At 76.6% G+C, this 11,814-nt stretch carries 7 protein-coding genes; 5 read left to right on the top strand and 2 right to left on the bottom strand.

The window, feature by feature from the left end:
- Positions 1-15 precede the first annotated feature (15 nt).
- The 4 genes from HT134_RS14285 to HT134_RS14270 all read left to right on the top strand — a co-directional run bounded on the left by HT134_RS14285 (position 16) and on the right by HT134_RS14270 (position 5,749).
- Positions 16-1,320 carry an MFS transporter gene (locus HT134_RS14285; protein ID WP_175600814.1) on the top strand — a complete coding sequence of 435 codons (1,305 nt, stop codon included), beginning with the start codon at positions 16-18 and terminating at the stop codon, positions 1,318-1,320.
- Between the two features lie 75 nt (positions 1,321-1,395).
- A complete protein-coding gene (locus HT134_RS14280) occupies positions 1,396-2,967 on the top strand; it encodes an amidohydrolase (protein ID WP_175601130.1) in 1,572 nt (523 codons plus the stop codon).
- Between the two features lie 33 nt (positions 2,968-3,000).
- Entirely contained in the window at positions 3,001-4,122 is a 1,122-nt protein-coding gene (locus HT134_RS14275) for a diaminopropionate ammonia-lyase (protein ID WP_175600813.1), read from the top strand.
- 163 nt (positions 4,123-4,285) lie between these two features.
- Entirely contained in the window at positions 4,286-5,749 is a 1,464-nt protein-coding gene (locus tag HT134_RS14270; RefSeq protein ID WP_175600812.1) for a vanadium-dependent haloperoxidase, read from the top strand.
- 92 nt (positions 5,750-5,841) lie between these two features.
- On the opposite strand, the gene HT134_RS14265 is transcribed toward HT134_RS14270, so the two are convergent.
- Positions 5,842-9,066 (bottom strand): serine/threonine-protein kinase, encoded by a 3,225-nt coding sequence (locus tag HT134_RS14265; protein ID WP_175600811.1) that lies wholly within the window; start codon positions 9,064-9,066, stop codon positions 5,842-5,844.
- Positions 9,063-9,374, bottom strand: coding sequence for a protein kinase family protein (locus HT134_RS14260; RefSeq protein ID WP_175600810.1), 312 nt, complete (start codon positions 9,372-9,374; stop codon positions 9,063-9,065). Before HT134_RS14260 ends, HT134_RS14265 begins: the two co-directional genes overlap by 4 nt.
- A 151-nt stretch (positions 9,375-9,525) precedes the next feature.
- Here HT134_RS14260 and HT134_RS14255 point away from each other — a divergent pair, with 151 nt between their 5' ends.
- Complete coding sequence (locus HT134_RS14255; RefSeq protein ID WP_175600809.1) at positions 9,526-11,814, top strand: M28 family peptidase; 2,289 nt, start codon at positions 9,526-9,528, stop codon at positions 11,812-11,814.

Genomic DNA, 11,814 nt, shown 5'->3' with positions numbered 1-11,814 from the left:
AGAACCGGAGGACCCATGAACCGCGCCACCCGGGCGGCCGGCGCCGCCTTCGTCGGGACCACGATCGAGTGGTACGACTTCTACGTCTACGCCACGGCCGCCGCGCTGCTCTTCGACGACCTGTTCTTCCCCAACGCCTCCAGCCCCACGGTCGCGCTCATGGCGTCCTTCGCCACGTACGCGGTCGGATTCTTCGCCAGGCCTCTCGGCGGCATCGTGTTCGGCCACTTCGGCGACCGGGTCGGCCGCAAGTCCGCGCTGGTGGTCACCCTGCTCATGATGGGCGCCGCCACGTTCGCGGTCGGCGTCCTGCCCACGTACGCCTCGGTCGGCGCGCTGGCGCCGGTGCTGCTGGTGGTGCTCCGCTTCGTGCAGGGGCTCGCGGTCGGCGGCGAGTGGGGCGGCGCGGCGCTCATGGCGGTCGAGCACGCGCCGGCGGACAGGAAGACCTTCTACGGCGGCTTCGCCCAGCTCGGCAACCCGGCGGGCGCGCTGCTGGCCACGGGCGCGTTCAGCCTCATGAGCCTGTTCGGCGAGGACACCCTGCACGCGTGGGGCTGGCGGGTGCCGTTCATCGTCTCGGCCGTGCTGGTGCTGGTCGGGCTGATGATCCGGCTGCGGGTCGAGGAGTCGCCCGTGTTCCAGGAGGCCGTCTCCGACGGGCCCGGGCGGCAGGGCGTGCCGATCAAGGAAGTGTTCCGCGGGTCGTGGCGCTCGGTCCTGCTCGGCATCGGCACGCTGCCGGTGGCGATCGGCGGCTACTACATCCTCACGACGTTCCTGCTGTCGTACGCCACGGGCCCGTACGCGGGCGAGTCCGAGCAGCTCATCCTCAACGGCCTGAGCCTGGCCGCGTTCGTCGAGCTGGTCGCCACGCTGGGCATGGCCTGGATGGGCGACCGGTTCGGCAACCGCAAGGTCGTCATCTGGTTCCTCGCCGCCACGGCCGTGCTGGCCGTCCCGCAGTTCACGGTGCTCGGCTCGCACAGCACCTTCCTCATCTTCCTGATGCTGGCCCTGATGCGCCTGGCCACCTCCGGCACGTACGGGCCGATGGCGGCGATCCTGGCGGAGATGTTCCCGCCGCGGGTCCGCTACACCGGCATCTCGCTCGCCTACCAGGGGGCCGGCGCGATCTTCGGCGGCCTGTCGCCGCTCGTCGCCACCGCCCTCGTCGGCGCGGCCGGCGGCGCCGCGTGGCCGGCCGTGGCCCTGCTCGCCGGCATGTGCGTGCTGAGCGTGATCTGCCTGGCCGTGGCGCCCCGCCACCTGGACCGCGCGCCCGCCGCCCCCGCCACGACGACGGCCACCACGGTCTGACCACCCTCCCCGACGAAGCCGTAGAAGGAGAACCTCGTGCCCACCACCGTCATCACCGGCGGCAAGGTCATCACCATGGACCCCGCGAACCCGGCCGCCGAGGCCGTGGCCGCGCGCGACGGCCGCATCCTGGCCGTCGGCCGCGAGCAGGACGTGCTCGCCGCGGCCGGGCCGGGCGCCGAGGTCGTCGACGCGGGCGGCCGGAGCGTGGTGCCCGGCTTCATCGACCCGCACAACCACCTGCTGTCCACGGCCGAGACGCTGGTGGCGGTGGACGCCCGCTACCCGGCCGTGGGCAGCGCCGCCGACCTGGTCGCCGCCGTCGCCGCGGAGGCCGCCCGGACCCCCGCCGGGCAGTGGATCCGCGCGTACGGGATGGACGACGCGAAGTTCCCGGGCGGCCGGCCGACGCGGCGGCAGCTCGACGAGGCCACCACCGACCACCCGGTGATCGTCTACCACGTGTCGGGGCACCACGCGGTGGTCAACTCCGCGGCGCTGGCCTGGCGCGGGATCGGTGAGGACGTGGCCGACCCGGCGGGCGGGTCGTTCGTGCGGGACGAGGGCGGCCGGCTCACCGGCATGGTGCTCGACTCGGCGATGGAGCTGCTGCTGCCCGTGGCCGTGGACATCGGCTGCCACGGCCCGAACTTCCACGTGGACCTGCCCCAGGAGCAGCTGCGCTCCTGGCTGGAGATGGCCGGGGACACCTACCTGCGGGCCGGGGTGACCACCGTGTGCGACCCCCAGGTGTCGCGCCGGGAGCTGCTGGTGTACCGGTCGGCGTGGAAGGCCGGCACGCTGCCGGTGCGCACCGTGGTCATGCCGCTGTCGCACATGCTGGACGAGCTGTCCTCCATCGGCCTGGCCGGGCCGTTCGGCGACGACCGGCTGCGCTTCGGCGCGATGAAGTTCTACTGCGACGGCACGCTGCTGGGCGGCACCGCCATGTTCGAGGAGCCGTACGGCGAGGGCTTCACCGGCTCGCTCTACCACCGGCCGGACGAGCTGACGGACCTCGTGCGGCGGGCCGCGGCGGCCGGCTGGCAGATCGGCATCCACACCCAGGGCGACCGGGCGATGGGCTACTCCCTCGACGCCGTCAAGGCGGCGGTGGCCGTCTCGGGCGACGACGCGCGGCCCCGCATCGAGCACTGCGGGCACCCCACGCCCGCCCAGGTACGGGACTTCGCGGCGCTCGGCGTGATCCCGGTCAACCAGCCCAACTTCCTCCACGACAGCGGCACCGACTTCGTGCGCCGGCTCGGCGACAAGCGGGCGCACCGGCTCCAGCCGATGCGCGAGGAGATCGACGCCGGGCTGCGCCCCGTGCTGTCCAGCGACTCGTTCGTCTCCTCGCTGCGGCCCATGGAGACCGTGGCCAACGCGGTGCGCCGCCGTACCCGGGAGGGCGGCCCGATCGGCGCCGAGCAGGCGATCACGCTGGAGGAGGCGTTGCGCGCCCACACGCTCGACGCCGCGTACGCGCTGCGCATGGAGGACCGGATCGGGTCCCTCACGCCGGGCAAGCTGGCCGACGTGGCGGTGCTCGACGCGGACGTGCGGAGCCTGCCGGCGGAGGCGCTGGCGGGCGTCGACGCGTGGCTGACCATGCTGGACGGGCGGGTCGTCCACCGCCCGGCGTGACGGGACCGGGGCCGGGGATGGCACGCTGATCGGGTGCCATCAAGCTCACCGACATCCACGCCCGCCTGGTTCGCGCGGGCGGGCGCCCGCGACTGGAGGTGCCCGCCCGCTCCCGCGCGGGTGCGCGACTTCCACGCCTCGCTGCCCGGTTACGCCCCCACTCCCCTGGCCGAGCTGCCCGCCCTCGCCGCCGAGCTGAGCGTCGGGCGGGTCTTCGTCAAGGACGAGTCGTCCCGTCTGGGACTGCCCGCGTTCAAGGCGCTAGGCGCCTCATGGGCGGTCCACCGGGCCCTCGCCGAGCGCGCGCCGGACGGCGACGGCCGGGGCGCGGCGGTCACCCTCGTGACCGCCACCGACGGCAACCACGGCCGCGCCGTCGCCCGCACCGCCCGGCTGCTCGGCCTGCGGGCCCGGGTGCTCGTCCCGCGCGGCGTGCATCCCCAGGCCGTGGCCGCCATCGCCGCCGAAGGGGCCGAGGTCACCGAGGTGGCCGGGTCGTACGACGACGCGGTGCGCCTGGCGGCCGAGACCGCCGCGGCCCCGGGCGCGCTCCTCGTCCAGGACACCGCCTGGCCCGGCTACGAGCGGATCCCGGGCTGGATCGTCGAGGGCTACTCCACCCTGCTCGCCGAGACCGACACGCAGCTCGCCGCCGCCGGGGTGACCTCGCCCGGCCTGGTGGCCGTGCCCGCGGGCGTGGGCTCGCTCGCCCAGGCCGTCGTCACGCACTACCGCAGCCGTACGGCCGGACGCCCCCCGGCGCTGCTGGCCGTGGAGCCCGACGCCGCGGCCTGCGTCCTGGCGAGCCTCGTGCGCGGGGAGCCGGTCGCCGTCACCACCGGCGAAACGATCATGGCCGGGCTGAACTGCGGCACCCCGTCGAGCGCCGCCTGGCCGTACCTGAGGGACGGCCTGGACGCGGCCGTCGCCGTCACCGACGCCGACGCCGCCTGCGCGGCGCGCGACCTCGCCGCGCTCGGCGTCTCCTCCGGCCCCTGCGGCGCCGCCGCGCTCGCGGGCGTGCGGGCCGCGCTGACCGGCGACGGGCACGGCGAGCGCCGTGCGGCCCTGGGCCTCGCACCGGACGCGGCGCTCGTGCTGCTCAGCACCGAGGGCGCCGCCGCCAACCCGCACGCCGGCCACCCGCTCCCCTGACCGAGCGACGGGCCGAGCGACGGACCGGGCGGCGACCCGGGCGGCGACCCGGGCGGCGACCGGATAGGCAACACCCACCTTCGAGTTAGCTCGAATACGCGTTCGAGCATGGCATGATCGCCAAGCCAGATGCACGGGGGCCCGCAAAGCGAGGAGATCTGCCATGCCCGAACGGACGTCCTTACGCGCGCTCGCGCTCACCGTGGCGGCCACCGCCACGCTCCTGCTGCCCGTCGCCCCCGCCCACCCGGCGCCGGGCTCCTCCGCGTCCGCGGAGGCGCGCGCCGGCACCGGGCGCAACGTCGTGGTGCGCTGGAACGAGGCGGTGCTGGCGGCCGTGCGCACCGGCACCCTCGGCCCGCCGCAGGCAGCCAGGGCCCTGGCCGTGGTCCACACCTGCGCGTACGACGCGTGGGCCGCCTACGACGCGGTCGCCGTCGGCACCCGGCTGGGCGGCTCGCTGCGCCGGCCCGAGCCGGAGCGCACCGAGGCCAACCGCGCCGAGGCGGTCAGCTACGCCGCCCACCAGGCCGCCGCCGACCTCTACCCGGCGCAGCGCCCCGCCTTCGACGCCCTGATGACCGAGCTGGGCTACGACCCGGCCGACACCTCCAGCCAGCCGGCCCGCACCGGGCTGGCCGCGTGCACGGCGGTGCTGGAGCACCGGCACGCCGACGGCTCCAACCAGCTCGGCGGCTACGCCGACACCACCGGCTACGCCCCGGTCAACGCCCCGATGGTCGTCGCCGACCCGCTGACCTCGGTCAACGACCCGAGCCGCTGGCAGCCGCTCACCTACCGCAACAAGGCGGGGGCGCTGGTGACGCCGCCGTTCCTGGCGCCCCACTGGGGCGGGGTGGCCTCCTTCAGCGGCCGGGCCCGCGACCTCGCCGACGGCGTGCCCGCGCCCGCGGCGAACGGCACGACCGCCTTCCGCGCGCAGGCCGCCGAGATCGTGGCGGGCACCGCGGCGCTGACCGACCGCCAGAAGGCGATCGCCGAGTACTGGGCCGACGGCCCGAACAGCGAGACCCCGCCCGGCCACTGGTGCCTGTTCGCCCAGCAGGTGTCGGCGCGCGACGGGCACGGCCTGGACGAGGACGTGAAGATGTTCTTCGCGCTGGCCAACTCGGTGATGGACGCCGGGATCGCCGCCTGGGAGGTCAAGCGCGACCACGACTCCGTCCGCCCGATCACCGCGGTCCGCTACCTGTACCGGGGGCAGCGGATCCCCACCTGGGGCGGCCGGGTGATCGACGGCGCGACCTGGGTGCCCTACCAGGTGCCCACGTTCCCGACGCCGCCGTTCGCGGAGTACGTCTCGGGGCACAGCACGTTCAGCGGGGCGGCGGCCGAGGTGCTGCGGAGCTTCACGGGCGGCGACGCGTTCGGCGGCGAGGCCGTGATCGCGAAGGGCTCGTCGCAGGTGGAGCCGGGCGTCACCCCCGCCGCCGACGTGACGCTGCGCTGGCACACCTTCTCCGAGGCGGCCGACCAGGCCGGGCTGTCGCGGCGCTACGGCGGCATCCACTTCCGCGCCGGCGACCTGCAGGGCCGCGCCCTCGGCCGGGCGGTCGGCGCCGCGGCCTGGCAGCGCGCCCAGGCGTACTGGTCCGGCCAGGGCTGACCGCCGCCCGGCCGGTCGGCATCCCGGCCGGTACACGCGCACGGGCCCGGTGGGTCAGCACCCCGGCCGGCGTACCGGCCGGGGCCGGTGGGTCAGCACCCCGGCCGGTACGCCCGGCCGGGGAGGTGGCGCGCCCACTCCGCCGCGGTGAGGCTCCGCCCGGCCCGCGCGCAGACCGCCCCGATCAGCGGCCCGACCGCCACGGGCAGCCGGGTCGGCCGCGCCTTCCGGCCGATCGCCACCACCTCCGCCGAGTCCGCGGTGAAGACGACCGACCGCGCGCTGTCCGTCAGCCGTGCCACGGGCCCGACCGGCTGCCCCCGCCCCACGTCCCAGACGGTCAGCGTCTTGTCCTGCGAGGCGAACGCGAACAGCCGGTCGTCGGGCGAGAACGCCGCCGCCCACGGGGCCGCGCCCACCCGCAGCCAGTCGCCCACCTGGGCCCCGGTGCGCGTGTCCCAGACGCCGACCTTGCCGGCGAAGTCCGCGGCGACCAGCCGCGCGCCCGCGTCGAACCAGACGTCCTCGGTCGCGCCGGGGAACGGCAGCCGCGGCCCGTAAGGCCGCCCGCTCTCCAGGTCGACCATGCGCAGCCGGTCCGCGTCGAGGCCGACGAGCCGGCCGTCCGCGGTCACCGTCCAGCCGGACAGGCGCGGCCTGGGCACCTGCCTGACCCGCCGCCCGCCGGGCAGCGCCCAGAGGGTGAACGTCCTCTCCCCGGCCGTCCACAGCCCGGCCGGGCCGGGAAGCGAGCCGTCGGTGATGCCGGAGAGCGGCACCCTGGCCAGCTCGCCTCCGGTGGCGGTGTCCCAGACGACGACGCTTTCGCTGCGCCGCAGCGCGAGCCGGCGGCCGTCGCGGCTGAAGGTGAGCTCGCTGTCGTACGGGTCCGACGGACCGGCCGCCAGCGCCCGGCCGGCCGACCGCGCCCGGGAGGCGTCCCACGCGCGGGGGTCGGCCAGCCGTACCTCTGAGGCGTCCAGCGCGTGGGAGGCGAGGAGCCGGCCGCCCGTGCCGAGCTCCACCTCGTCCACGGGCTCCGCCGCGACCGCGTACGGCGGGAGCGTGACGACCGTGTCCTCGCTCAGGTACCGCAGGCCGTCCGGTCCGAACCCGACCGCGGACGCCAGGTCGGGGAGCGCGCGCTCGTACACCAGCGGCTCGTCGGCGTCCACCTCGTAGAGCCGCAGCGTCGCGCCCAGCCCCGCGAGCACCCGGCCGTCCCGGTCGAACACCGGGGTCGCCATGCGCTCCCAGTCCGCGAGGAAGGTGAGCTCCTTGCGGGTGCGGGCGTCGAAGACGGTCAGCCCCTTGTCGTCGCCGATGGCCAGCCGCCGCCCGTCGCGGCTGAAGCCGGCCCAGGCGGCGCAGTTCGAACAGATCCCGGGGAAGCCCGGCAGCGGCTTGCCGGAGGGCAGCGCCCACCGTTTCCCGCCCGCCACGACGTAGTCGCCGCCGGGGTGGACCGCCACCTTGTCCAGCGTGGGCACCGCGGTGCTGCGGCCGGTGCGCGGGTCGCGGATGGTCTTGCCCTGTCCGATGTCGATGACGAGCAGGCCACCGCTGAAGGAGACCTCCAGGTCGATCTCCTCGGCGGCGGGCACGCGCGGGCCCACCCGGGCGCCGGTGGCGAGGTTCCACAGCGCCACGCCCTTGGTGTCGGCCACGGCGAGCAGCCGGCCGTCCTCGCTGACCGCGACCTGCCGCAGCCGTGCGGCGGGCCGGCCCGGGGCGGTGAGGGCGCCGGTGAAGCCGCCCGTGCGGCGTCCGGTCGCCACGTCCCAGATCCGCACCTCGCCGGGGCTGACGCTGACCAGCGTGCGGCCGTCGGCGCTGAGCGCGCGGGCCACGTCCGGCCCCGTCGCCGGGTCGTGGAAGGCGCCGGTGGCCTGGTCGGTGAGCGAGGCGAACAGGCTCGACCGCGCCTCGGCCGTGGGCGAGAGCCGTCCGGCCGCCGCGCTGAGCAGCATGGCGAGCACGGGGTCGCGGCCGCGCACCGACTCGGCGACGCCCGCCAGCCGGGCCGACTCGGACGTGTCGCGCTGCCGGGCGAGCGTCTCGCCCTGCTCGGCCAGGGTGATGCTCTGCCGTACCGCGAGGCCGCCCGCGACCAGCGACACCACCAGCAGCACGCCGAGACCGGCGGCCAGCGCCCTGGTGCGCCGCGAGCGGCGCCTGGTGAGGGCCGCGCCGGCCTCCAGGAAGTCCCGCTCGGCGGGCGTGAGGGTGATGTTGCGCCGTTCGGCGGCGGCCCAGCGCAGCGCGTCGTCGAGGGAGCTGCCGTGCAGGAGGTCGGCGTCCTTGCGCCCGCGTTCCTGCCAGCGCTCGGCGGCCGTCAGGATCTGCCGGTGGATGGACAGCCCGTCCCGGTTGGCCGCGATCCAGGCGCGCAGCCGGGGCCAGGCCAGCGGCAGGGCGGGCCGCAGCAGCCGCAGCCGTTCCCCGCCGTCCACGGCCGAGACGAGGTAGGCGAACGCGGCCAGCACGCGCTCGGCGTCGGGCGGCAGCTCGGACCTGCGCGCCTCGCGCGGCATGAGGAAGCCCTCCTCGGTCACCGTGACCAGGCGCAGGAAGACGTCCGGCACGAGTTCCCGGTCGGCGGGCGAGAGGGCGGCGTAGGCGTCCTCGGCGATGACGCCGAGCGCCGGATCGTCGCCGGGCACCCCCAGCCGCTCGCCGCCGTCCGCGCCGCGCGCGAGCAGCCGCGCCGTCTCCCCCGCCGCCCCGTCCGGCCCGGCGAGACCGCCCTCCGGCACGGCCGCCCCGTCCGGCTCCGCGAGACCGCCCTCCCGCCCGGCCGTTCCGTCCGTTCTCCCGGCGAGACCGTCGGCGTTGAGCAGGCTCAGCAGGAGGTCGCGCGAGGGCGGGCGGCGCGCCGCGTCCTTGGCCAGCGCCGCCCGGACCAGGCCGCGCAGCGAGCCGGGCAGCACGGCGAGGTCGGGCTCGTGCGCGAGCACCCGGTGCATGACCGCGCCCAGCGACTCCCCCGCGAACGGGTCCTTGCCGGTGGCGGCGAACAGCACCACGGCGCCCCACGCGAACACGTCCGCGGCCGGCCCCACGCGTTCCCCCGAGAACGCCTCGGGCGCCATGTAGCCGGGCGTGCCCGCCACCACCCCGGTCGTCGTGAGCGACATCTCCTGCGTCCTGGCCACGCCGAAGTCGATCACCCGGGGGCCGTCCGGGCCGAGCAGCACGTTGTCGGGCTTGAGGTCGCGGTGGACGACGCCCGCGTCGTGGACGGCGGTCAGCGCGGTGGCGATCGCCGTGGCCAGCCGGTGCAGGTCGTCCCCGGCGAAGCGCCGGCCGCCCGTCACGGCCGCCCGCAGGCTGGGCCCTCGACGTACTCGCTGACGATGTACGGCCTGGGCCCGTCGAGGTCGGCGCCGAGGACCCGGGCGGTGCAGAACGACGCGACCCGCTGCGCCGCCACGACCTCCCTGGCCATCCGCCCCCGCAGCTCCTTCTGACCGGCCAGGTCGCCCCGCAGCACCTTGACCGCCACCCGCGTGCCGGCCTGGTCGTACGCCTCGTACACGACGCCCTGGCCGCCCGCGCCCAGCCGCCCGGCCAGCCAGTACGCGCCGAGCCGCTGCGGGTCCCCGTCGATCAGTGCGTTGCTCACGCGGGGTTGGACTACCGCCGCGGGCGGTTGGTTGGCCCGAGGACGATCAGCGCGCGGGGAGTCCCGGCGGTCGCACTGAGGAAAACCGCAGGTCGATCCGGGCACCCGCCTCATTACCCGGCACAAGGGCGCGGACATAGCGTTCCTGGCCATGACCGGAACCTTGATCGAGGCGCCGCGCCGGGTCGTGGCGGGGCTGTCGGCCCTGCTCGTCCTCGCCGCGCTCATCATGCTGACCGCGATGGCGGACAGCACCATGCAGCCCTTGCCCGCCTCGGCGCCGAGCGGCGAGTTCAGCGCCGGGCGGGCTCTGCGGCATCTCGAACGCTTCGCCACCGAGCCGCGCCCGATCGGCGGCCCGGCCGGCGAGCGGGCCAGAACCTACCTGGCGGGGCAGCTGCGGGCCGCGGGGCTGGAGGTCATGACGCAGCGGGCGATCGGCGCCAACGCCTCGACGGGGCTGGCCGCGTTCGGGCAGGTGCACAATCTGGTGGCCGTACGGCGCGGCAGCGACCCGACCGGGACGGTGCTGATCGCGGCGCACTACGACTCGGCGTCCATGGGCCCCGGCGCCTCCGACGACGCCGCGGCCGTCGCCGCGATGCTGGAGACCGTACGGGCGCTCGGCGGCGCCGCGCTCCGCAACGACCTCGTGCTGCTGATGAGCGACGGCGAGGAGGACGGCGTGCTGGGCGCGGAGGCGTTCGCCCGCGAGCACCCGCTGGGCCGCGAGGGCGGGGTGCTGCTCAACTTCGAGGCCCGCGGGGTCGCCGGGCCTTCCATGCTGTTCGAGACCACCCCGGGCGACGCCGAGCTGGTGCGCACGTTCGGGCAGGCCGTGTCGCACCCGCGCGGGAACTCGTCGCTGATGGCGATCTACCGCCTGCTGCCGAACAACACCGACTTCACGCCGCTGACCGAGGCCGGCTTCACCGGCATGAACTTCGCCTACCTCGAACGCTCCTCGCGCTACCACACCGCCCAGGACTCCGTGGACCAGCTCGACCGGGGCAGCCTCCAGCACCACGGCTCCACGATGCTGGCGCTGGCCCGCACGCTGGGGAACGCGGACCTGGCGACGCTGCGGGCCGGCCACGACGCCACGTACTTCCGGCTCCTCGGCGTCATGGTGCGCTATCCGCAGGCCCTCGTGTGGCCGCTCGCCCTGCTGGCGGTGGCCGCGGTCGCGGGGCTCGCGCTGGTGGCCCGCCGCAGGCGGCTGCTCAGCCTGCCGCGCCTGGCCGTGGGCGCGGTGTCCGGCGTCGCGCCGCTCGCGCTGGCCGTGGTGCTGGCCCAGGGGCAGTGGCAGGTGATGGCCGGAATGCGGCCGGTGTACGACGTGATGGGCGGGCTGCTGCACCGGCCGGGGCCGTTCCAGGCGGCCGTCGCGCTGCTGGCCGTGGCCTCGGTGCTGGCCTGGTACGCGGCGCTGCGGCGGGTGGCCGGGCCCGCCGCGCTGGCGGTCGGCGCGCTGGCCTGGCCGGCGGGGCTGGGGGTCGCGTGCGCGGCGTACGCGCCGGGCGCCGCGTACCTCCTCACGCTGCCCGCGCTGGCGGGCGCGCTCGGCGGGCTGGGCGCGGTGCTGCTGCCGCCCCGGTGGCGGGTGGCGGCGCTGACGGCCGGCGCCTGCGTGTCGGCGATGCTGCTGCCCGCAATGGCCAGGCTGGTCCTCGACGGCCTGGGGCTGGCCCTGGGCGGGGCCGCCGCCCTGGTCGTGGCGCTGTTCGCGCTGACGCTGCTGCCGTTCGCCGAGCTGCTGTCGCCGCCGCGACGGTGGCGCCCGGCCGTGCCGGCCGTCGCCGCGGCGCTCGCGCTCGCCCTGGCCGCCGGCGGGCTGGCCGTGGACCGCTTCGACGCGGCCGACCCGGGGCGCACGCACCTGGCGTACGTGATGGACGCCGGCGCGCGGACGGCCCACTGGGTCAGCGCCGACACCGACCCGCCCGCGTGGACCCGGCGCTACGTCTCCGGTCACGACGTCTCCGGCCTCCCGCCCGGCTACGCCCGCGGCGCGCTGTGGACCGGGCCGGCGCCCGCCGCCCCCGCCGCCGCTCCCCGCCTCACACTGCTGGGCCGCGAGGGCGGCACGATCCGGCTGCGGGTACGCGCCGGACGCGGCGCCCGCTCGGTGACGCTCCGCGTCGAACGCCCGATCACCGGGGCGACGGCCGCGGCGCGCGGGCTGACGACCGTGACCGTGCCGGTGACGGGGGCGCGGGCCGGCACCTGGCCGGGCGAGGTGCGCTTCCGCGGCCTGCCCGCGGGCGGCGCCGAGATCACGCTGCGGGTGGCGGGGGCGGGCCCGGTCCGCGTGACGGCCGTCGCCGAGACCGACGGCCTGCGCGCGGTGCCGGGGTTCACCCCCATGCCGCCGTCCCTGGTGGCCTCCACCAGGGAGGACGGCGGGCTCATGGCGGTCACCCGCACGTACGCCTTCTGA

Origin of the sequence: Nonomuraea rhodomycinica (assembly GCF_013363995.1) — a bacterium.
In the GTDB taxonomy this organism is placed as follows: Bacteria; Actinomycetota; Actinomycetes; order Streptosporangiales; family Streptosporangiaceae; genus Nonomuraea; species Nonomuraea rhodomycinica.
The sequence above is the reverse complement of the archived record's forward strand: the minus strand, read 5'-3'. Positions and strand labels throughout refer to the sequence as shown.